The organism is Sphingomonas sp. MMS12-HWE2-04, from assembly GCF_044881185.1.
In the GTDB taxonomy this organism is placed as follows: Bacteria; Pseudomonadota; Alphaproteobacteria; order Sphingomonadales; family Sphingomonadaceae; genus Sphingomonas.
In genome coordinates this window covers 3,735,640-3,756,106 of sequence record NZ_CP173254.1, presented here as the reverse complement: position 1 = coordinate 3,756,106, position 20,467 = coordinate 3,735,640, and the positions used below count along the sequence as shown (strand labels likewise).

Here is a 20,467-nt window from a genome sequence, read left to right as displayed (position 1 = left end):
TTGCCGAGGGCCCGAACAAGAAGGGACGCCCCTGGCGGAGCGTCCCTTCGTTGCCGCTTCGGGTTCAGAGCTTCTCGGTCAGCTCCGGCACGATCTTGAACAGATCGCCGACCAGACCGATGTCCGCGACCTGGAAGATCGGGGCGTCCTCGTCCTTGTTGATCGCGATGATCGTCTTCGAGTCCTTCATGCCGGCGAGGTGCTGGATCGCGCCCGAGATGCCGACGGCGACATAGACTTCCGGTGCGACGATCTTGCCGGTCTGGCCGACCTGATAGTCGTTGGGGACATAGCCGGCATCGACCGCGGCGCGGCTGGCGCCGACTGCTGCACCGAGCTTATCGGCGAGCGGCTCGATCAGCTCGTGGAAGTTCTCGCTGTTCTGCAGTGCGCGGCCGCCCGAGACGATCACCTTGGCGGCAGTCAGCTCGGGGCGCGTCAATTCGGCGATCTCGGCGCCGGCAAAGGTCGAGAGGCCCTTGTCGCCTTCGCCCGAAACGGCCTCGACCGTTCCCGCGCCGCCGCTGGTCGCGGCCTTGGCGAAGGCAGTGCCGCGCACGGTGATCACCAGCTTCTTGTCGCTGGTCTGCACCGTCGCGATCGCGTTACCGGCATAGATCGGCCGCGTGAACGTGTCGGGACCTTCCACCGAGAGGATGTCCGAAATCTGCATCACATCGAGCAGCGCGGCGACGCGCGGCGCGATGTTCTTGCCCGTCGTCGTCGCCGGGAAGATCACCGCGTCGTGATCGGCCATCAGGCCGACGACCAGCGGCGCGACATTCTCCGCCAGGCCATGTTCGTAGGCGGCGTCATCGGCGAGATGGACCTTGCCGACGCCGGCGATCTGCGCGGCTTCCTCGGCCACCCCGGCGGCGCCGGAGCCCGCGACGAGGAGATGGACCTCGCCGAGCGCGGCGCCGGCAGTGACCGCGGCGAGCGTCGCGTCCTTGACGTGCTTGTTGTCGTGTTCGACCCAGACCAGCGTCTTCATTTCGCTACTCCCAGACCCTTGAGCTTCTCGACCAGCTCGTCGACCGAGCCCACCTTGATGCCGGCCGAGCGCTTGGCCGGCTCGACCACCTTCAGCGTCTTCAGCCGCGGCGCGACGTCGACGCCGTACTCGGCGACGGTCTTCTTCGCGACCGGCTTGGACTTGGCCTTCATGATGTTGGGCAGCGTGGCGTAGCGCGGCTCGTTGAGGCGCAGATCGGTGGTGACGATCGCCGGCAGCTTGAGATCGACGGTCTCGAGCCCGCCATCGACTTCGCGGATGACCTTGACCCGCTCGCCTTCGACTTCGACCTTCGAGGCGAAGGTGCCCTGGGGCCAGCCGAGCAGGGCGGCGAGCATCTGGCCGGTCTGGTTCGAATCGTCGTCGATCGCCTGCTTGCCGAGGATGACCAGTCCGGGCTGTTCCTCTTGCGCGACCTTGGCGAGCAGCTTGGCGACGGCCAGCGGCTCGACCTCGTCGTCGGTCTGGATCAGGATCGCGCGATCGGCGCCCATAGCACGCGCGGTGAGCAGCACGTCGGTCTCGGCCTTGGCCACGCCGATCGTGACGACGACCACCTCGGTGGCCGCGCCCTTTTCCTTCAAGCGCACCGCCTCTTCGATGGCGATCTCGTCGAACGGATTCATGCTCATCTTGACGTTGGCGAGGTCGACCCCCGTTCCGTCAGCCTTCACGCGAGGCTTCACATTGTAATCAAGCACGCGCTTGACCGGTACCAAGACCTTCATCGCATCCTTCCTTCGCATTCTGGTGGCGAGAGTGAGTCTCGCACTGGATTACGTTTACGCAAACGTCAACCGCCGGTACGACGCGCGGTGAATTCCGCGACGAGCGGACCGAACGCATCGGGAGGCGGATAGGACTCGAAGCTGTGCGTGGCGCCGGTTTGCGCCCAGGGCAGCAACTCGGCGGTACAGGTCTCGAGGAAGGGCGGTTCGCCCGGCGGCACGTCGAGCAGTGTTGTCCGCACATTGACGAAGGCGTCAATGCCCTCGGGCCGCGTGAACAGCCAGCTCATGCAATGGCTGCAGAAATGATGGCGGGTCGCGCCATGCAGCCCGCCGATCACGGTGTCACCGGCGATCAGTGCGAACTTCTCGACGGGATAGCCGCCGCTGACCGAAAAGGCGCTGCCGGTCATCCGCTGGCAGCCGCGGCAATGGCATGCGGCGGTGAACAGCGGCGGCCCGACCACGCGGAAGCGGACCCGCCCACAACGGCAGCCCCCTTCCGCGCTATCGGATGCCTGAATCACGCCGCCTTCTGGACCTCCGCGACGATCTTCTTCGCCGCGTCGCCCAGGTCGTTCGCCGGAACGATGGCGAGGCCCGAATTGGCGAGGATTTCCTTGCCCTGCGCCACGTTGGTGCCCTCGAGGCGGACGACCAGCGGGACCGAGAGGTTCACTTCCTTCGCCGCGGCGACAATGCCCTCGGCGATGATGTCGCAGCGCATGATCCCGCCAAAGATGTTGACGAGGATGCCCTTCACCGCGGGATCGCTCAGGATGATCTTGAACGCCGCGGTGACCTTCTCCTTCGAAGCGCCGCCGCCGACGTCGAGGAAGTTGGCCGGGAACATGCCGTTGAGCTTGATGATGTCCATCGTCGCCATCGCGAGGCCGGCGCCGTTGACCATGCAGCCAATATCGCCGTCGAGCTTGATATAGGCGAGGTCGTACTTCGACGCCTCGAGCTCCATCGGATCCTCTTCGGTCTCGTCGCGCAGCTCGGCGAGATCCTTGTGGCGGAACATCGCATTGCCGTCGAAGGCGACCTTGGCGTCAAGGACGGTCAGCTTGCCGTCTTCGGTGACGGCCAGCGGGTTAATCTCGATCTGCTCGGCATCGGTGCCAAGGAACGCGTCGTACAGCTTGGAGGCAACGTTGGCGGCCTGCTTGGCAAGGTCGCCGGTCAGCTCGAGCGCGGCAGCGACCGAGCGGCCGTGATGCGCCATGAATCCGGTTGCCGGATCGATGTCGATCGAATGGATCTTCTCGGGCGTGTCGTGCGCGACGGTCTCGATGTCCATGCCGCCCTCGGTCGAGGCGACCATCGAGATGCGGCCGGTGGCGCGGTTGACCAGCAGCGCGAGGTAGAATTCCTTGGCGATGTCGACGCCGTCGGTCACGTACAGGCGATTGACCTGCTTGCCGGCGTCGCCGGTCTGGATCGTCACCAGCGTGTTGCCGAGCATGTCGGCCGCTGCGGCGTGAACCTCGTCTTCGGTCTTGGCGAGGCGGACACCCCCCTTGGCGTCAGGACCGAGTTCCTTGAACTTGCCCTTGCCGCGGCCGCCGGCATGGATCTGCGCCTTGACGACGTAGAGCGGTCCGGGAAGCTTCTGCGACGCTGCGACAGCCTCGTCGACGCTGAGGGCAGCAAAGCCGGCGGGGACGGGCACGCCGAATTTGGCGAGCAGTTCCTTGGCCTGGTATTCGTGGATGTTCATCGGAGGCACGCCCTCATCTTGCTGGATCGGGTTTGCGGGTGCCTTAAGCACGCCCGGCGCGGGAAGCCAAATCTTTTCGGCATAAATGCAATTGCGACGCTGTTGCAATAAAGCTTCGTATTCGCGGTATGGTCATTGCCCCAGCCCGGTGGCGCAGAGCGCGGCCGAGCTCGAAGTCACCGCAATTATCACGGGATCGCCGAGCGAACGGACGCGGTGCAGGAACTGTTCCACCGATTCGGCACCGCCGGCATAAGGAAGATCGCCGATACGCATCAGTTGCCGCAGCGAGAGCCGATCGACCATCCGTTCGGCCATGCAGGCGGAAAGCGGCTTGGGAAGTCCGGCGCGGATCAATCCCGAGCGCAGCCGCGCCTCGGGCACTGCGCAGCCCGCCAACAGCAACGAGGCGGCGACGGCGAAGATTGGGGCGAACAAGATTGGGGCGAACGAGGTGGCTTTGGTCATCGCTGCCCGCTATCCGCTGGCCATGCTTCCCGCAATCGCCGCCGCGCTGCTCCTTGCCCCCGATCCCAGCCCCGCCCATGCCGCGCTCGAGCGACTCGCCGGCTGCTGGAGCGCGCCGGGCGCGGTGATGGGCAAGACCGTGGCGACGCAGGTGCGCGCGGTGTGGCGGCTCGGCGGGCGCTATCTGCTGCTCGAATCGCACGGGCTCGATCCCAAGGACCCCTATGACGCCGCGATCGTGATCGGCGACCATGACGCGACCCGGCTCAGCGGCTGGTGGATGGACAGTTTCGGCGCGGGCTACAGCGCGGCGGGAAAGGGCGAGGTCAAGGACGGCGCGATCCTGGTCGATTATGCCTATCCCGACGCGCTCTACGCCAATCGCATCGCGCCCGAGGGCGATGGCTGGCGCTGGACGATCATCGAACGCAAGCCCGATGGGAGCGAAAAGCCTTTCGCCGCCTATCGGCTGACGCGCGCGGCGTGCGACGGCACGCCGTTCGCATTCTAGCCTCCGCGCGCCTATCTATTCGGCCATGAACCCCTGGCTCGGCACCGTGATCTTTCTTGCCACCCTCGCGGGAATGGAGGCTTTCGCCTATGCCGCGCATCGCTGGGTGATGCACGGGCCCGGCTGGTTTCTTCACGAGAGCCATCACCGGCCGCGCACCGGCGCATTCGAGCTCAACGATCTCTATGCGGCGATCTTCGCGGTACCGTCGTTCGTGCTGCTGCTCGGCGGCGTCCAGCTCGGCTGGTGGCCGGGCTTTGCCTGGATCGGCGCAGGAATCGCCGCCTATGGCGCGATCTATTTCGGCTTCCACGACGTCATCGTCCACAAGCGGCTGGCGCACCGTTATGTCCCGCGCTCGCGCTACATGAAGCGCATCGTCCAGGCGCACCGGCTGCACCACGCCGTCGAATTGAAGCACGGCACGGTGAGCTTCGGCTTCCTGTGGGCGCCCCCCGCCGACGTGCTCAAACGGCGGCTGAAGCTAACCCGGATCAAGGTGAAGCCGGATTGACGCGGGGCGCTTGGCGGCACAAAAATTGGCGCCATGGAGCATCTCGATCTCCCCGAATCCGAGTGGCGCAAGCGACTCACCCCCGAACAATATCATGTGCTACGCGAAGCTGGGACCGAACGCGCCTTTTCGGGCCGCTACACTGATAACAAGGCAGAAGGCATCTATGCCTGCGCCGCGTGCAAGCTGGCGCTGTTCGACAGCGCGGACAAATTCGATTCGGGATCGGGCTGGCCGAGCTTCACCCGACCGATCGCGGCCGATCGGGTGAGCGAGCATGCCGACGTCAGCCATGGCATGCGCCGCGTCGAAGTGCGGTGCGCGCGGTGCGACGGCCATCTCGGCCATGTCTTCGCCGACGGTCCGCCGCCTACAGGGCTTCGCTACTGCGTGAACTCGGTCGGTCTCGATTTCCGTTCACGCAGCAGCAACGGCGGAATCGCTAACGGCGAGGCGAACGGCTCCTGATCCTTGTGAGCCGCGGGAATAGCGCTTAGTCCATCCGCCAATGGCTTCGAAGAAACCGTCCGCATCGCGTGGCGCGCCCTGGTGGCGCCGCGGCTCCGCCTGGAAACGCATCGGCCTGTGGACGCTGATCAGCGGCTTCGCAGTCGGCGTGATCGCCTGCATCGCGCTGGCGATCGCGGTCTACTCCACCAAATCGTCGCTGCCGAGCTATGACGAGCTGAAGTCCTCGCCCAACGGGCAGATGATCCGCGTCCATGCCGCCGACGGCACCGTGTTGGTGTCGCTCGGGCCGAGCTATGGCGAGTGGATCAAATATGATCAGATCCCCAAGGTGATGCGCGACGCGATCATCGCGGTCGAGGATCGCCGATTCGAGAGCCATTGGGGCGTCGACCCGCAGGGCCTCGCCCGCGCCGCGCGCTTCGCGCTGGTCAATCGCGGCAATGGCCGCCGCCTCCAGGGCGCCTCGACAATCACCCAGCAGGTCGCGCGCACGATCTTCCTGTCGAACAAATACGATGTCGGCCGCAAGGCGCGCGAAGCCGTCATCGCGCTTGCGCTCGAGCGCAAGTTCGACAAGCAGCAGATCCTCGAACTGTATCTCAACAAGGTCTATTTCGGCGGCGGCGCCTACGGAATCGACGCCGCCAGCCGGAAGTTCTTCGGCCATCCCGCGACCAGCCTGACGCTGGCCGAGGCCGCGGTGATCGCCGGCCTGGTCAAGGCACCCTCGCACTATTCGCCCACTGCCGATGCCGAGGCCGCAGTCGAACGCGCCAGCGTCGTGCTCGACGTAATGGCCGAGACCGGCAAGATCACCGCGGCCGAAGCGCGCGCCACCGATCCGCGCAGCGTCAGCCTGGCGCCCGAGCCCAAGCAGAACAGCGTCCGTTATTTCACCGATTGGGCGCTGCCCCAGCTCGAAGTGCTGATCGACGAGACCGATGCCCCGCTCGAAGTATGGACCACGCTCGACCTCGGAATGCAGCGCGCCGCCGACGAGGCGATCCGCCGCAATGCGCCCGGCGATGCCCAGGGCGCGCTGGTCAGCCTCGACCGCGACGGCGCAGTACGCGCGATGGTCGGCGGCAAGGATTATGTGTCGTCGATCTACAATCGCTCGACCCAGGCCGTCCGCCAGCCAGGATCGGCGTTCAAGCTGTTCGTCTATCTTGCCGCGCTCGAAGCGGGCCACAAGCCCGACGACATGGTGGTCGACGAGCCGGTGACGATCAACGGCTGGAGCCCGCGCAACAGCTCGGGACGCAATTCAGGCCAGATCACGCTGCGCACCGCCTTCGCCTATTCGATCAACACGATTGCCGCGAAGCTCGGCCAGGAGGTCGGCTTCGGCACCGTCGCCGACATGGCCAAGCGCTTCGGCATCTCGACTCCGATCAACACCCAGCCGGCGATGGTGCTCGGCACCTCGAACGTTCGGCTGATCGACATGACTCGCGCCTTCGCCTCGGTGAGCCAGAAGGGCGTCGCGGTAACGCCCTATGGCATCACCCGGGTGACTGCGAACGGCGCGGTGATCTACCAGCACGAAGTCGATACCAGCCACGTCCTGGTCGCGCCCTATGTCGCGGCGGCGATGACCGACTTGCTCCAGACCGCAGTCGCCACCGGCACCGGCCGCGCCGCGCAGATCGGCCGGCCCGTGGCGGGCAAGACCGGCACCACGACGTCGAACAAGGACGGGTGGTTCGTCGGCTTCTCGAGCGGCCTGACCACCGGCGTGTGGATGGGCCGCGACGATGCCAAGGTCGTCCCTGGCCTCCAGGGCGGCACCGCGCCGGCGCGCGCCTTCTCGGCATTCATGGGCAAGGCAGTGGCGAACCGCCCGGTCGAGCAGTTCGAGACCCAGGTGACGCTGCCCGAATGGCAGCTCGAGCCCGAGGACAATGCCTATTACGCCCAGCCCGACAACGGCATGTTCGTCGATCAGGACGGCAATCCGCTGCCCGAGGACCAGCAGCCGCGCAGCGACGGCACCCAGCAATCCCAGCCGGCGCAGCCGCCGCAGGACGACGAGCGGCTCGACCAGGACTGGATCGACCGGATGACCGGCGGCCGGACCCCAGCCAATCCGCAGCAGCAGCCCGAAAGGGCACCGCCGCGGGACAATAGCCGCCAGCCGGCACCAGCCGACCGCTTCCCGCCGCGCGATACCGGGCAGTAGGTCGGTTTAGCGCCCTACCCAGTGCAGCCCAGCGCCATGGCGACGTAGCCAGTCGCGGGCCGGAGTCGGATCTGCTTCGTAGAGCGTCTCGACCAGCCGGTGGAAAACCGGCGAATGGTTCATGTGCACCCGGTGCGCGACTTCATGCGCGACGGTGGCGCGGCGGACATGGCTCGGCGCGAGGATCAGCCGCCAGCTATAGCGGATATTGCCGGACGCCGCGCAGCTTCCCCAGCGCCCACGCGGATCGCCCACCGAGACACCGGTCACCGTCACCCCGGCACGCGCGGCATATTCGGCGGTTTCCTCGCTGAGCAGCGAGAGCGCGGCGGCACGCAGCCAGCGCTCGACGCGGCGTTCCAGGCCGATGCGCGGCCCGCCGCACACCAGCCTGTCACCCTCCAGCTTGGGCGCTCGCGCCTGCGGGCCCGACCAGACGATCTCGATCTCGCCATCGCCGAACGGAATGCGCGATCCCGGCGCGAACGGCCGCGGCTCGGGCAGCTTGGCGCGCTGCGCCTCGATCCAGCCGCGCTGGCCCTCGGCCCAGGCGAGCGCCTTGGCGGCGGAGGCGCGGGCAGGGATGGTCAGCTTGATGCGGCCGTTGCGCGGATCGACCGAGAGCCGCGCGCTGCGCGATCGCGCATTGCGGACGACTTCGATTGCCGTGCTCACAGCTTGCGGTCGACCAGGTGATGCTCGAAATCGCCGGCGTCATCCTCGCTGATCGTCCAGCCGCGCGTCGATTCGCCTGCCTCGTGCACCGCCTCGGGGTCCCCGCACACCAGATAGTGCCAGCCCGGCAGTTGCTCACCCTCGGCGCGCAGCCGATAGGCGCAGGTCGAGGGCAGCCATTCGATCCCGGCGACATTATTGACGTTGAGCCTTACGCACTCGCTCACATAAGCGTGGCGATGCTTGTAGTCGCTGCACCGGCCCATCCGCCGATCGAGCAGACGGCACGCGACATTGGTCGCCAGCAGCTCGCCGGTCTCCTCGTCCTCCAGCTTGTGGATGCAGCATTTGCCGCAGCCGTCGCACAACGCTTCCCATTGCGCGCGGTCGAGCTTGGCCAGTGGCGTGTCTTCCCAGAATTGTTCGCTCATCGCACCCAGCGCTGGATTTCGGCCGCGATTGCCGCGCCGTCCTTCTCGAGCGGCAGCGTCGTGATCGGCTGACCCTCGGGACCCATAAGATAGGCAATCGCGACGTGATCTACCATGTATCCGCCACCCGGGCCCGGCGGCTGCTTCTTGGCATAGACCGCATAGGCCTTTTCGACCTGCGCGATTGTCGCCGGCGCACCGGTCAGCCCGATGATCTTCGGGTGGAAGGCGTTGACGAACTGCTTGATCGCCGCGGGCGTGTCGCGCTCGGGATCGACGGTGATGAAAATAGGCGCGAGCTTGGCAGCGGTGCGCGGCGCCTGCTTGTCGAGCAGATGCAGCGCCTGGCCGATCTTCTGCATGTCGGTGGGGCAGACATCGGGGCAGAAGGTGTAGCCGAAATAGACGATGCGGTAGCGCCCGGCGAAATCACCGTCGCGGACCTGCCGGCCGTCCTGGTCGGTCAGGGTGAAGGGCCCTCCGATCCGCGCGCCGGCGAGCGGCGGCTGTCCGGTTGCCCCGCCGCCGCAGGCGGCGAGACCCAGCGAAAGCCCGAGGGCGAGGAAAAGCGCGGGAAATATCCTGTTCATGGCACTATATGCCATGATCTGTTAGACGGCCTCGTGCAAGAACGGGTCCAATAAGGGTTGTTCCAGTCATGGTGTTTCGTGCTTTCCGTGTGGCCGCAGCCGCAGCGCTGGTACTCGCTGCCGTCCCGGCCGCCGCGCAGCAATTTTCCGACAGCTATGAATTCCTCGAAGGCGTCCGCAAGGCCGACGGGAGCAAGGTCAACAAGTATCTGAGCGACAAGTCGCTGCGGATCGTCAACACCAAGGACCGCACCACCGGCGAAGGCGCGCTCCACATCGTCGCCAAGCAGCGCAACGGCACCTATCTCGGCGTCTTCCTCGCCCAGCCCGACGTCAATCCCAACCTGCAGGACCGCGCCGGCAACACCCCGCTGATCGTCGCAGTCGATTCGAACTGGAGCGAGGGCGTCTCCAAGCTACTGGCCAAGGGCGCCAATGTGAACCTCGCCAACAATGCCGGCGAGACGCCGCTGATCCGCGCAGTGCTCGGCCATAGCGAGCAGCTCGTCCGCCAGCTGATCGATGCCGGCGCCAACCCCGACAAGGCCGATTACCAGGGCGGCCTCACCGCGCGCGACTATGCCAAGCGCGAGACCCGCTTCCCGGCGATCGCCAAGCTGGTCGACGCTGCGCCCAAGGGCGGGGCAAAGACCGGCGGGATGATGGGCCCCAAGCTCTAATTCCGCGTCCCAGGAAGCGTCAAAATAGCTGCTCGGCCTCCGGGTCGAGCAGATGGATCAGTCGCCTTGCGGCGCGGCGCGCAAAGGCCAGCGTGCATTTGCGCCGCGTCGCGCTGGCGAGCGGCACCGTTGCGGCTTCGCGCAGCACCGCGGCGTCGTAGCGATCGGCGACGATGATCCCGGCGCGCTCGGGCAGGAAGCCCGGCTGCTCGAGTGGGCGTACGTCGAACCCGGCCGGCACCGCCCAGAAGAAGCGATCGCAATGCGCAAGATAGTCGTTCCACTTGGCATCGCCGAGCAGATCGGCGCGCGACACCTTGATCTCGACGATGACGATGTTGCCGCGCGCATCGAGCGCCATCAGGTCGGCGCGGCGCCCGCCTTCGAGCGGCACTTCGGGAAGCGCCACGCAATCATGGCGCAGCAGCATCCGCGAGACGCCGCGCACCACATCGCCGGCGACGAGTGCGGCTTCGTCAGGGGAGGTGTCGGAAGGCAAGACAGCCGGGGAGGTCATCCCCGGCTATTAGAACATTAAGCGAACGGGGGAAAGTCCCCGCCGCATCTCAGCGATAGAAGATGTGGTTGCCGATCGAGGCGACCTGCGGGCGATTCCAGCCGGCCTTGACATAGCGCGCGTGGAAATAGAGCGCTTCGTCGGCGGGGCCGTCCCACAGATCCTTCTGCGCGACCTGGGCGATCGCCAGCGCCTTGCGCCACTGCGCATTGGCCGGTGCGCTCGGGATCTTGCCGCCGCGCACGAACGAGAACTGCCCACGCTGGGTAAGCACCGAGCAGACCGACTTGGGGAAGCGGCCCGACTTGGTGCGATTGATCAGCACCTGTGCGACGGCCAGCTGGCCGGCGAGCGGCTCACCCTTGGATTCGTAATCAGATTCCGGTCGCGAGGCAGTTGAGTTCCTCGTTGCGGTCGGGCGCCGCTTCCTGCGCAGCCACGGCCGCAGAGAGCGTCGCAAAATCTTCGTCTTCCTGGAGCGCCGCGTCCGGGAGCGGCTGGACGACTTCACCGGCCTTGGCGGGAGTCGTCTGAGCGGCTGCACCGTGCAGCGCAGGAACCGTATCGAGTTCCGAGACGTTGACTGCCTGGATGACCTGCTGCGGTTCCGGAGTCATGTCGAGCGTGGCGGCATTCGCAAGTGCGCCAGCGCAGAAAGTCACAGCCGCGAAAGTGGCGGCGCGTGGCAGAAACTTCATTATGCTTCAATGCTGTGCGGTTGGCGCGCGGCAGGCGATCCACATGTGGATTAGCCCCCGGACTTTCCCCCGACTGCGTAACCGCTCGACTTCACACCCCGAACGGCACAACGCTAATGGACAGTGGACCGCCCTTGGCCCGCGCGTACGCGGTCTGTCAACAAAGGTTCATCGTTTCAGCGGCGAAGCGTTCAACCGCTGCGATATCCAGTTCGACGACCCAAAGATCGGGATCGCGCGCGCGCCGCCGCTCCCAATAATCGCTTACCGCCAGTTCGTCAGCAAGCGCGGCTGGCCCCGAAGGGACCAGAGCAGGCACGCCGTCGGGCCCGATACCGCGTTCGAGAAACCTTGGATTTGCAGCCCGTTCGTAGCCGATCAGCAGGATGCCACCGGCCGTCGCATCGCCCTTGGCGAGCACCATCGCCGAGCCGCCTTGCTGGTCGGCGCGGCGCACCAGCGCACTCACCAGCATCGCGCTGGTTAGCCTTGCCATCATTCGGAGCGATATCCGGGAAGCGAGGCGAGCGGGATACGCGAGCGCATGAAGGTGCCGGTGCCGCGCGCGACTTCCTCCCCGCTCGCGTCGACAAGCCTCGCCTCGGCGACGAACACCCGGCGCTGCCCGCTCACCCAGCGCCCCTCGGCGACCACCAGGCCTTCGCCCAGCGGCTTGGTGAACAGCAGGTTGAACTGGGTGGTGAGCAGGAAGCGATCGGTGACCAGGCTGTTCGCGGCATAGAAAGCTGCGTCGTCGAGCATCTTGAAATAGCTCGTACCATGCACCGCGCCGCCGGCGTGAAAGAAGCGGCGATCGACGTCGAACCGGATCCTCGCGACGCCGCTCTCAGGAATCTCGAGAGCCGATTCGAACAACCGGTTGATCGGCGCCGCGGCATAGAGCGATTCGAGCGCGCGGAAATGCGCTTCGGCGCCGCGCGGGGCAGCGGTCTCAGGCGCCGAGTCAGGCAGCGTCACGTGTCTCGACGCCCGCGAGCAGCGCAAACAGCGCGTCGGGCGAACCCGCGCCGCGAAGCTTGGCGGCGAAATTGCGGTCGCGCAGCCGGCGCGAAACGCAGGCAAGCGCCTTGAGATGGTCGGCGCCGGCACCGGCAGGTGAAATGAGCATGAAGACGAGATCGACCGGCAGTTCATCGAGCGCGCCGAAATCCACCGGCTGGGCCAGCCGCGCGAACACCCCCGAAACGCGGCGCAGACCCTCGATCTTGCCATGGGGGATCGCGATGCCGCCGCCAAAGCCGGTCGAGCCGAGTTTCTCGCGTTCGGCGAGGCGCTCGGCAACCTGGCGCGCGTCCAGATCATAGGCGCGCGCAGCGGCCGCGCCCAGCTGCTGGAACAACGTCTTCTTGTTGGCGGCGCCAAGATCCGCGAGCACGGCCTCGGGCGCGATGAAATCGCTCAATTCAGTCATCGTCAATCCAGATACGGCCCCCCGCATCGGGTCGCGCCCCTCTACGCCGCGCATCTGCGCGGCGCAACGGCACCTGCAAGGGGTTTACATTTCGTCACAAGCTGCGCGCCAGATCCTCCCCCGCCAGGGGGAGGCGGCGCGGAAGGCTATGGTGGGGGAGGAACTCACTGCAGTCAGTGCTTCCTCTCCCTCCGCCAGGCTGCGCCGGACACCTCCCCGCTGGCGAGGTCGGATAGATTTTACGCCGAAGCCCGGTTGGGCTCGACCCAGCCGATCGTCCCGTCGCCGCGGCGATAGACCATGTTGTGCGCGCCGGTCGCGGTGTTGCGGAACAGCAGCGCGTTGGTGTGGCGCAGGTCGAGCATCATCACGGCGTCGGACACAGTCGCCTCGGGCACATCGACTCGCGTCTCGGCGATGATCAGCGGGGCCTCGGCGGGCTCTTCCTCGTCGGGCGAGGGTTCTTCGAACAGCGTATAGCCGGCATTGTCATAAGCGCCGTTCTCGGCGAGCGCGCTGACCGCGCCGGCCTGGCGATCCTTGAGCCGGCGGGTGTAACGGCGGAGCTGCTTGTCGATGCGGTCTGCGGCACCGTCGAACGCCCCAGGCGCTTCCATGCCCTTGTTGGTTGCCTTGAGGATCAGGCCCTGCATCACGTGCATCACAATGTCGCAGGTGAAGCCGTTGTCGTGCGGGCCCTTGCCGAAGGTGATGTGCGACGAGATGGCGCGCGAGAAATATTTGTCCGCGATACCCTGGAGCCGTTCGTTGACCAGTGTCTTGAGCGCTGCGCCGGTTTCGACCTGATGGCCAGAGACTCGGATATCCATGACAAAACCTCCGCTATTCAAAAACGAGAATCCGCCCCGTTGCGGGCAGCGATCGCGTCAGGCAGCGGCCCAGAGCGGATCCTCCAACCCCGAAACAAACGCTGCGTGGCGTTCAAGTTCCGCCGCCGACGCAAGGAATTGTCGTGCCGGCCGGACATGGACCCGGTTCGGCAACTCCGCCGGGGTCTCGCGCATCACCGGCGCATCGACCGCGAGCCCCAGCGTGATCTGACGCCCGCCGGTCAGCTCGACATAGACCTGGGCGAGTAATTGCGCATCGAGCAGCGCGCCGTGCAGCGTGCGCGCGCTGAGATCGATGCCATAGCGGCTGCACAGCGCATCGAGCGTGTGCTTGGCGCCAGGATGCTTGACGCGGGCGATCGCCAACGTGTCGACCATCCGGCCGTGATGGATCACCGGGCGCCCGCAGCGGGTGAGCTCGCCGTTCAGGAAAGCGAAGTCGAACCCGGCATTGTGCGCGACCAGCGGACAGTCGCCGAGAAACTCGATGATATCCTCGACCACGTCGGCGAACAGCGGCTTGTCCGAGAGGAAGCGCGCGCTCAGCCCGTGGACGCGTTCGGCCTCGGCCGGCATGTCGCGCTCGGGATTGACGTAGCGATGGAGATGGCGGCCGGTCGGCACGCGATTGACCAGTTCGATACAGCCGATCTCGACCAGCCGGTCGCCGCCTGGAAAGCTGAGACCGGTGGTTTCGGTGTCGAACACGATTTCGCGCATGCCGCCTTATCCTCCCGCGCGCCGCGCGAGGCAAGCGATCAGCGCACGCACCTGGGCACGCGTCGCCTCGATCGGGCCGTCGGTCGTGATGACATGGTCGGCGCGCGCCCGCTTGTCAGCGTCGGGGATCTGGCGAGCGAGGATCGCCTCGAATCGCTCGGGACTCATCGTCGGACGGGCGAGCACGCGTTCGCGCTGGATCTCGGGCGGGGCGGAGACGACGACGACCTGATCGACTCGCACCGTGCCGCCAGTCTCGAATAACAGCGGGATGTCGAGCACGACCAGCGCATCGTCCCGATGGCGAGCAAGGAAGGATTCGCGCGCGCCGGCAACAGCCGGATGCACGATCGCCTCCAGCCGGGCGAATTCCTCGGGGTGATCGAAGACCCGCGCGCGCAATTCGGCGCGGTCGACGCCCTGCGGCCCGGTGGTGCCGGGAAACGCCGCCTCGATCGCGCCGACGATCGGTCCCTCGGGGCCCTGCAGGCGATGGACCTCCGCATCGGCGTCGAACACGGCAATGCCTTCCTCGGCGAACATCTGCGCCACCGTCGACTTGCCCATGCCGATCGACCCAGTAAGGCCGAGCACGATCATTTTACCAGCAGCGCGCGCAGTTCGTCGTCGCGGTCGCGCGGGGGTTCGGCGTCAAAGAACAGCTCGAACGCAAGTGCCGCCTGGCCGACAAGCATGTCGAGCCCGTCGACGGTGTCGAGCGCGCGATCGCGCGCCTGTGCGAGCAAATCGGTCTCGAGCGGCGCGTAGACCGCGTCGTAGACCACCGCATCCTCGGGCAGTGGCGACAGGTCGAGGTCAAGCGGGGGATGACCCACCATCCCGAGTGCGCTGGCATTGACCAGCAACGCCGCGGGCGGCAGCGGCGCGCCGAGCGGCACCGCATCGCCCTTGATCCCGAAATGGCCGAGCAGCGCCGCGGCCTTCAAGACATTGCGGTTGAGGATCGTCACGCGGCCGATCCCGACCTTCGACAGCGCGAACAGCACCGCGCGCGCCGCGCCGCCGGCACCGATCACGATGGCATGCGCGCCTTCGAGCTCGAGCCCCGCGATCGGCGCATAAAAGCCGCCGGCATCGGTGTTGGTGCCGATCAGCGCGCCGTCCTCGGCGCGGATTACGGTGTTGATCGCCCCGATCGACTGGCGCACGCCGCCGCGATCTTCGACGAATTCCAGCGCTGCCTGTTTGTGCGGCAGCGTGATGTTGCAGCCACGCCAGGCCGGATCATCGCGCCGCGCCTCGAAATAGCCAGCGAGGTCCTCGGGCGGCACATGCTCGCGGCGATACTCGGCGGCAATATCGAGCGCATCGAGCCAGAAGCCATGGATCAGCGGCGATTTGCTCTGCGCGATCGGATCGCCGATCACTTCGGCATATGGCGTCATGACGTCAAAACTCCCCGCACGCGCAGATAGTCGAGGATCGGCAGCAGCGGCATCCCGAGAATTGTGAACTGGCTGCCCTCGACTCGGCTGAACAGTTGCACCCCCGGCCCCTCGATCCGGAAACAGCCGACACAGCCTGCAATCGCCGGCCATTCGACAGCGAGATAGTCTTCGATAAAGGCTTCGGAGAGCGGCCGGACGAACAGCCGCGCGCGATCGACATGTCGCCAGACCGGATGACCGTTCTCGGCGATCACCGCGGCACTATAGATGACGTGCGTCCGCCCCGACAGTCGTCGCAGATGATCGGCCGCCTGTTCGCGGCTCTCGGGCTTGTCGAGCAGCGACCCGTCGTCGAGCGCAACCACTGAGTCGCCGCCGAGCACCAGCGCGCCCGGCACGAGGCCGGAAACCTTGCACGCCTTGAGCTCGGCGAGCGCATCGGAAAGGTCGCGCGCCGAAATCCCGCTGGCGAGCAGCGAGTCCTTCGCCGAAGCCTCGTCCACCTGCGCGGTCACGGCTTCGTGCGGCACCCCCGCGGCATCGAGCATCGCCCGGCGCGACGCGCTTTGCGAGGCGAGGACGAGCTTCATGAATCCCGCGCGCGCAGGGTGCGCTCGTTACACAATTGGATAATCGCCGCGGCAGTCTCCTCGATCGAGCGCCGCGTCACATCGATTACCGGCCAGCCATTGTCCGCGAACATCCGCCGCGCATAGGCAATTTCGCGCTGGACCGAATTCTGGTCGACATAGGAGGTCTCGGGGCTCTGGTTGAGCGAGAGCAACCGGTTGCGGCGGATCGCCACCAGCCGGTCGGCGCTGGTCGTCAGCCCCACCACCAGCGGATGCTTGAGCCCGAACAGTTCGGGCGGCGGCGGCGATTCGACCACGATCGGGATGTTGGCAGTCTTGTAGCCGCGATTGGCGAGATAGATCGACGTCGGCGTCTTCGACGATCGCGACACCCCCGCGAGCAGGATGTCGCATTCCTCCCAGTCCTCGGCGCCGATCCCGTCGTCATGCGCCATGGTGAACTGGATCGCGTCGACGCGCGCGAAATAGGCGGCGTCCAGCGTGTGCTGGCGCCCGGGCCGCGCCTTGGCTTCCTGGCCGAGGAGGTTGGACAGCGCGTGACTTACCGAATCAAGCGGCGCGATCGCCGGCAGCCCCATCGCCCGGCATCGCGTCTCCAGCGTCCTGCGAATGTCGCTGTTGACCAGGGTGAAGATCACCAGGCCGGGATTCTGCGCGATCTCCTGCAGAATCCGCTCGAGATGCGCCTCGCTGCGCACCATTGGCCAGAAATGGCGCAGCGTCTCGACATCGTCGAACTGCGCCAATGCGGCCTTGGCGATATTCTCCAGCGTCTCGCCGGTGGAGTCCGAGAGAAGGTGAAGATGGAGCCGCATTTCAGCCCGTGGGTGACTCTGTGGAAAACATGCAGGACGACCGCTAGCGCAACCATGCGCAGCGGCCAAGCGTGCCAGAGTTGGGGACTCGGCGCGACCTTCATCCACAACCGCATCCACGGGTCCCGATCCCGATCCACAGCCTGTGGAAAGCGGGGAAGTTGACTCCGAATCCCGGGGCTTTGGCGGGTACGCCTGAGTCAATCTGTGGGTAAGCCCGGCGCGATTCCACAACCCACGGCTTCCACGCGCCAACAAACTCTAACAACCCTTAGATTCTCTTCTTTATAGTATTGGGGTTTGGCCAGATCGGCTCCGGCACGGCTGCTGTGGCTCCGTCTCCGCCCGAGAAGCCGCTGGACTGACTCCGCGCCGAGCGTGCAGAGGAGCGCGATGCAATCCGATCCTTCGCCCAAGCCCCTGCTCGCCACGCTGCAAGGGCATCGCCAGCCAGTCGCGCCGATCTGGCTGATGCGCCAGGCCGGGCGCTATCTCCCCGAATATCGTGCGCTGCGCGAGGAGAAGGGCGGGTTCCTTGCGCTGGCGATGGACAGCGATGCCGCGGCCGAGATCACGCTCCAGCCGATCAGGCGCTTCGGCATGGACGGCGCGATCCTGTTCTCCGACATCCTCGTCGTGCCGATGGCGCTCGGCCAGAAGCTGTGGTTCGAGGCCGGTGAAGGTCCGCGGCTGGCACCCACGGTTCAAGCGCGCGAGGTTCTGGAAAGCCTCCAGAACAACGCTGGCGTGCTCGAACCGATCTACGGGACCATCCGGCGCGTGGCACCGCTCCTGCCGCCCCGCACCACCTTCCTGGGCTTTGCCGGCAGTCCCTGGACGGTCGCGACGTACATGATCGCCGGGCAGGGCAGCCGTGAGCAGGCCGAGGCGCGGCGGCTCGCCTATCGCGACCCCGCGCTGATGCAGGCGCTGGTCGATGCAATTGTCGAGCAGACCATCACCTATCTGCTCGGCCAGGTCGATGCCGGCGTGGAAGCGGTGCAGCTGTTCGACAGCTGGGCTGGCAGCCTCAGCCCCGCCCAGTTCGAACGCTGGGTTATCGCGCCCAATGCGCGGATCGTCGCGGCATTGAAGGGCAAGGCGCCGATCATCGGCTTCCCCAAGGGGGCGGGCGGCAAACTCGCCGCCTACGCGCGCGAAACCGGGGTCGACGCGCTCGGGCTCGATGAAACCGTCGATCCGGCCTGGGCACATGCTGCGTTGCCCAAGGATCTGCCGGTACAGGGCAATCTCGATCCGCTCGCGCTGATCGCCGGCGGCGCCGAGCTCGATGCTGCGATCGATCGGATCCTTGCCGCGCTTGCCGAGCGCCCGCATATCTTCAATCTCGGCCATGGCATCCTGCCGGATACGCCGATCGCGCATGTCGAGCAGCTGCTGGCGCGCGTCAGGGGAGGGAGAGCGTGACGGGATTCCTCGGCAATGCCTATCTCTGGGTGAAGGCGTTCCACATCGTCTTCGTGATCTTCTGGATGGCGGGATTGTTTCTCCTCCCGCGCTATCTCGTCCATCACCAGGGCGCGCTCGGCAAGCCCGAAGCGGCCGCCTGGGAAACGCGCGAGGCGCTGCTCCGCCGGATGATCCTTACGCCGTCGATCGTGATTGTCTGGCTGCTCGGGCTGGCGCTTGCCGTGAATCTCGGGCTGTTTGATGGACAACCGGGCTTGGGCTGGCTCCATGCCAAGCTGCTCTTCGTGGTCGCGCTGAATGGCTATCATGGCTGGGCGGTGGGCTATTCGAAGAAGCTCGCGCGGGGGCTTGGCGGGATTTCGCTCCGGCACCTCCGTCTGCTCGGCGAAGTGCCGGCGCTGGGCGTCATCGTGATTGTCGTGCTGGCCGTGGTGAAGCCCTTTTAGGCTGTCCTGCAGCCTTGGCTTTGTGCCACACCGCGTATGCTGTCGGGCAACACGCAATAAAACGATATTATTATATAATATAGTTGCGATAATGAGGCGTTTTCCCGGAACTTTGTGAACCTTGTACGCCGATTCACCCCGCAGAGACTGCCGAACGCGGTTGACTTGGCGAAGGCCGCTACCTAATTCGAAGGCTGTGGTCCGGGTCTCCTCGGGGCGCATCCTCCTCCAGCATCGCAATTCGTGCGCATTCGCCGATCGACGCTCCCCCCATAGCTTGCTCCCGGACTCCCCATGCACCTCAAGGAACTCAAGAAAACTCCGCCCGCAGAATTGGTCTCGATGGCCGAGGAGCTCGGGGTGGAGAGCGCATCTACGCTGCGTAAACAGGACCTGCTGTTCGCGATCCTCAAGGCCCAGGCCGAGAATGGCGAGCAGATCATGGGCGAAGGCACGATCGAAGTGCTCCCCGATGGTTTCGGCTTCCTGCGCAGCCCGCAGGCGAACTATCTTGCTGGTCCCGACGACATTTATGTCTCGCCCAACCAGGTCCGCAAGTTCGGTCTGCGCACCGGCGACACCGTCGAAGGCGAGATCCGTGGGCCCAAGGATGGCGAGCGCTATTTCGCGCTTACCCGCCTCGTCTCGGTCAATTTCGACGATCCCGACGCCGTGCGTCACCGTGTCAACTTCGACAACCTAACGCCGCTCTATCCCGAGCAGAAGCTGACGCTCGACGCGATCGATCCGACGGTCAAGGACAAGTCGGCCCGGGTGATCGACATCATTGCGCCGCAGGGCAAGGGCCAGCGCGCGCTGATCGTGGCGCCCCCGCGCGTGGGCAAGACGGTCCTGCTCCAGAACATCGCCAAGGCGATTACCGACAACCATCCCGAAGTCTTCCTGATCGTGCTGCTCATTGACGAGCGTCCCGAGGAAGTCACCGACATGCAGCGCAGCGTGAAGGGGGAGGTCATCTCCTCGACCTTCGACGAGCCGGCGCAGCGCCACGTTCAGGTCTCCGAGATGGTGATCGAAAAAGCCAAGCGCCTCGTCGAGCACAAGAAGGACGTCGTGATCCTGCTCGACTCGATCACGCGCCTCGGCCGCGCCTACAACACCGTGGTGCCCTCCTCGGGCAAGGTGCTGACCGGCGGTGTCGATGCCAACGCGCTCCAGCGCCCCAAGCGCTTCTTCGGTGCCGCGCGCAACATCGAGGAGGGCGGTTCGCTCTCGATCATCGCCACCGCGCTGATCGATACCGGCAGCCGCATGGACGAAGTCATCTTCGAAGAGTTCAAGGGCACCGGTAACTCGGAAATCGTCCTCGACCGCAAGGTGGCGGACAAGCGCATTTTCCCGGCGCTCGACGTCGGCAAGTCGGGCACCCGCAAGGAAGAGCTGCTGGTCGACAAGGCCAAGCTCACCAAGATGTGGGTGCTGCGCCGCATCCTCATGCAGATGGGCACCATCGACGCGATGGAATTCCTGCTCGACAAGATGAAGGACTCGAAGACCAACGAGGATTTCTTCGACTCGATGAACACCTGATCCGTGACGGGGCTTG

General features: G+C 65.9%; 28 protein-coding genes. 8 read left to right on the top strand and 20 right to left on the bottom strand.

What is annotated here, in order from left to right; genetic code table 11:
* Positions 1–64: 64 nt before the first annotated feature.
* From AB2M62_RS17765 to AB2M62_RS17745, 5 genes are all read right to left on the bottom strand, one after another.
* On the bottom strand, positions 65–994 hold the full coding sequence (locus AB2M62_RS17765) for an electron transfer flavoprotein subunit alpha/FixB family protein (RefSeq protein ID WP_404335943.1): 930 nt from the start codon (positions 992–994) through the stop codon (positions 65–67).
* Positions 991–1,743: an electron transfer flavoprotein subunit beta/FixA family protein gene (locus AB2M62_RS17760; protein ID WP_404335941.1), complete on the bottom strand. Its 753-nt coding sequence runs from the start codon at positions 1,741–1,743 to the stop codon at positions 991–993. Before AB2M62_RS17760 ends, AB2M62_RS17765 begins: the two co-directional genes overlap by 4 nt.
* 65 nt (positions 1,744–1,808) lie before the next feature.
* Complete coding sequence (locus AB2M62_RS17755) at positions 1,809–2,270, bottom strand: GFA family protein (protein WP_404335939.1); 462 nt, start codon at positions 2,268–2,270, stop codon at positions 1,809–1,811.
* Positions 2,267–3,466 (bottom strand): ADP-forming succinate--CoA ligase subunit beta, encoded by a 1,200-nt coding sequence (gene sucC, locus AB2M62_RS17750; RefSeq protein ID WP_404335937.1) that lies wholly within the window; start codon positions 3,464–3,466, stop codon positions 2,267–2,269. Before sucC ends, AB2M62_RS17755 begins: the two co-directional genes overlap by 4 nt.
* A 132-nt stretch (positions 3,467–3,598) precedes the next feature.
* Positions 3,599–3,934 (bottom strand): hypothetical protein, encoded by a 336-nt coding sequence (locus AB2M62_RS17745; RefSeq protein WP_404335935.1) that lies wholly within the window; start codon positions 3,932–3,934, stop codon positions 3,599–3,601.
* Between AB2M62_RS17745 and AB2M62_RS17740 the strand changes: the two genes are divergently transcribed.
* Genes AB2M62_RS17740 through AB2M62_RS17725 form a run of 4 tightly spaced genes read left to right on the top strand, consistent with a single transcriptional unit; the run spans position 3,921 to position 7,612 of the window.
* Positions 3,921–4,445, top strand: a complete 525-nt coding sequence (locus AB2M62_RS17740) for a hypothetical protein (RefSeq protein WP_404335933.1) — start codon at positions 3,921–3,923, stop codon at positions 4,443–4,445. The two genes, AB2M62_RS17745 and AB2M62_RS17740, sit on opposite strands and share 14 nt — an antisense overlap.
* A gap of 25 nt (positions 4,446–4,470) precedes the next feature.
* Positions 4,471–4,959: a sterol desaturase family protein gene (locus AB2M62_RS17735; protein WP_404335931.1), complete on the top strand. Its 489-nt coding sequence runs from the start codon at positions 4,471–4,473 to the stop codon at positions 4,957–4,959.
* A gap of 33 nt (positions 4,960–4,992) precedes the next feature.
* Positions 4,993–5,427 carry a peptide-methionine (R)-S-oxide reductase MsrB gene (gene msrB, locus AB2M62_RS17730; RefSeq protein ID WP_404335929.1) on the top strand — a complete coding sequence of 145 codons (435 nt, stop codon included), beginning with the start codon at positions 4,993–4,995 and terminating at the stop codon, positions 5,425–5,427.
* Positions 5,428–5,467: 40 nt separating this feature from the next.
* Complete coding sequence (locus AB2M62_RS17725) at positions 5,468–7,612, top strand: transglycosylase domain-containing protein (RefSeq protein ID WP_404335927.1); 2,145 nt, start codon at positions 5,468–5,470, stop codon at positions 7,610–7,612.
* A 6-nt stretch (positions 7,613–7,618) separates the two neighbouring features.
* Here AB2M62_RS17725 and AB2M62_RS17720 read toward each other — a convergent pair whose 3' ends face one another.
* Genes AB2M62_RS17720 through AB2M62_RS17710 form a run of 3 tightly spaced genes read right to left on the bottom strand, consistent with a single transcriptional unit; the run spans position 7,619 to position 9,308 of the window.
* On the bottom strand, positions 7,619–8,287 hold the full coding sequence (locus AB2M62_RS17720) for a M48 family metallopeptidase (protein WP_404335925.1): 669 nt from the start codon (positions 8,285–8,287) through the stop codon (positions 7,619–7,621).
* The gene (locus AB2M62_RS17715) at positions 8,284–8,718 is read right to left on the bottom strand and encodes a YcgN family cysteine cluster protein (protein ID WP_404335923.1); all 435 of its coding nucleotides are present in this window, start codon (positions 8,716–8,718) and stop codon (positions 8,284–8,286) included. The genes AB2M62_RS17720 and AB2M62_RS17715 overlap by 4 nt, the downstream gene beginning before the upstream one ends.
* Entirely contained in the window at positions 8,715–9,308 is a 594-nt protein-coding gene (locus AB2M62_RS17710) for an SCO family protein (protein ID WP_404335921.1), read from the bottom strand. Before AB2M62_RS17710 ends, AB2M62_RS17715 begins: the two co-directional genes overlap by 4 nt.
* Positions 9,309–9,376: 68 nt before the next feature.
* Here AB2M62_RS17710 and AB2M62_RS17705 point away from each other — a divergent pair, with 68 nt between their 5' ends.
* Positions 9,377–9,988: an ankyrin repeat domain-containing protein gene (locus tag AB2M62_RS17705; protein WP_404335919.1), complete on the top strand. Its 612-nt coding sequence runs from the start codon at positions 9,377–9,379 to the stop codon at positions 9,986–9,988.
* 19 nt (positions 9,989–10,007) lie between these two features.
* On the opposite strand, the gene AB2M62_RS17700 is transcribed toward AB2M62_RS17705, so the two are convergent.
* From AB2M62_RS17700 to AB2M62_RS17645, 12 genes are all read right to left on the bottom strand, one after another.
* Entirely contained in the window at positions 10,008–10,505 is a 498-nt protein-coding gene (locus AB2M62_RS17700; RefSeq protein WP_404335917.1) for an MmcB family DNA repair protein, read from the bottom strand.
* A gap of 49 nt (positions 10,506–10,554) precedes the next feature.
* Positions 10,555–10,830, bottom strand: coding sequence for a cell wall hydrolase (locus tag AB2M62_RS17695; protein ID WP_404335915.1), 276 nt, complete (start codon positions 10,828–10,830; stop codon positions 10,555–10,557).
* A 49-nt stretch (positions 10,831–10,879) separates the two neighbouring features.
* Positions 10,880–11,203 carry a hypothetical protein gene (locus AB2M62_RS17690; RefSeq protein ID WP_404335913.1) on the bottom strand — a complete coding sequence of 108 codons (324 nt, stop codon included), beginning with the start codon at positions 11,201–11,203 and terminating at the stop codon, positions 10,880–10,882.
* 157 nt (positions 11,204–11,360) lie between these two features.
* Complete coding sequence (locus AB2M62_RS17685; protein WP_404335911.1) at positions 11,361–11,702, bottom strand: DUF1491 family protein; 342 nt, start codon at positions 11,700–11,702, stop codon at positions 11,361–11,363.
* Complete coding sequence (locus AB2M62_RS17680; protein WP_404335909.1) at positions 11,699–12,181, bottom strand: PaaI family thioesterase; 483 nt, start codon at positions 12,179–12,181, stop codon at positions 11,699–11,701. The genes AB2M62_RS17685 and AB2M62_RS17680 overlap by 4 nt, the downstream gene beginning before the upstream one ends.
* A complete protein-coding gene (locus AB2M62_RS17675; RefSeq protein WP_404335907.1) occupies positions 12,168–12,635 on the bottom strand; it encodes a PTS sugar transporter subunit IIA in 468 nt (155 codons plus the stop codon). The genes AB2M62_RS17680 and AB2M62_RS17675 overlap by 14 nt, the downstream gene beginning before the upstream one ends.
* A gap of 239 nt (positions 12,636–12,874) precedes the next feature.
* Entirely contained in the window at positions 12,875–13,465 is a 591-nt protein-coding gene (gene hpf, locus AB2M62_RS17670; protein WP_404335905.1) for a ribosome hibernation-promoting factor, HPF/YfiA family, read from the bottom strand.
* A gap of 57 nt (positions 13,466–13,522) precedes the next feature.
* The gene (gene dnaQ, locus AB2M62_RS17665; protein WP_404335903.1) at positions 13,523–14,206 is read right to left on the bottom strand and encodes a DNA polymerase III subunit epsilon; all 684 of its coding nucleotides are present in this window, start codon (positions 14,204–14,206) and stop codon (positions 13,523–13,525) included.
* A 6-nt stretch (positions 14,207–14,212) separates the two neighbouring features.
* The gene (gene coaE / locus AB2M62_RS17660) at positions 14,213–14,806 is read right to left on the bottom strand and encodes a dephospho-CoA kinase (protein WP_404335901.1); all 594 of its coding nucleotides are present in this window, start codon (positions 14,804–14,806) and stop codon (positions 14,213–14,215) included.
* Positions 14,803–15,612: a shikimate dehydrogenase family protein gene (locus AB2M62_RS17655; protein ID WP_404335899.1), complete on the bottom strand. Its 810-nt coding sequence runs from the start codon at positions 15,610–15,612 to the stop codon at positions 14,803–14,805. The genes coaE and AB2M62_RS17655 overlap by 4 nt, the downstream gene beginning before the upstream one ends.
* Positions 15,609–16,163: a Maf family protein gene (locus tag AB2M62_RS17650; protein ID WP_404340013.1), complete on the bottom strand. Its 555-nt coding sequence runs from the start codon at positions 16,161–16,163 to the stop codon at positions 15,609–15,611. Before AB2M62_RS17650 ends, AB2M62_RS17655 begins: the two co-directional genes overlap by 4 nt.
* Before the next feature lie 38 nt (positions 16,164–16,201).
* On the bottom strand, positions 16,202–17,023 hold the full coding sequence (locus tag AB2M62_RS17645) for a pyruvate, water dikinase regulatory protein (RefSeq protein WP_404335897.1): 822 nt from the start codon (positions 17,021–17,023) through the stop codon (positions 16,202–16,204).
* Positions 17,024–17,416: 393 nt separating this feature from the next.
* On the opposite strand from AB2M62_RS17645, the gene hemE reads away from it, so the two are divergent.
* The 3 genes from hemE (at position 17,417) to rho (ending at position 20,451) form a co-directional block, all read left to right on the top strand.
* Positions 17,417–18,451: a uroporphyrinogen decarboxylase gene (gene hemE, locus AB2M62_RS17640; RefSeq protein ID WP_404335896.1), complete on the top strand. Its 1,035-nt coding sequence runs from the start codon at positions 17,417–17,419 to the stop codon at positions 18,449–18,451.
* Positions 18,448–18,900, top strand: a complete 453-nt coding sequence (locus AB2M62_RS17635; RefSeq protein WP_404335894.1) for a CopD family protein — start codon at positions 18,448–18,450, stop codon at positions 18,898–18,900. Before hemE ends, AB2M62_RS17635 begins: the two co-directional genes overlap by 4 nt.
* Positions 18,901–19,194: 294 nt before the next feature.
* On the top strand, positions 19,195–20,451 hold the full coding sequence (gene rho, locus AB2M62_RS17630) for a transcription termination factor Rho (RefSeq protein WP_404335892.1): 1,257 nt from the start codon (positions 19,195–19,197) through the stop codon (positions 20,449–20,451).
* Positions 20,452–20,467: the final 16 nt, after the last annotated feature.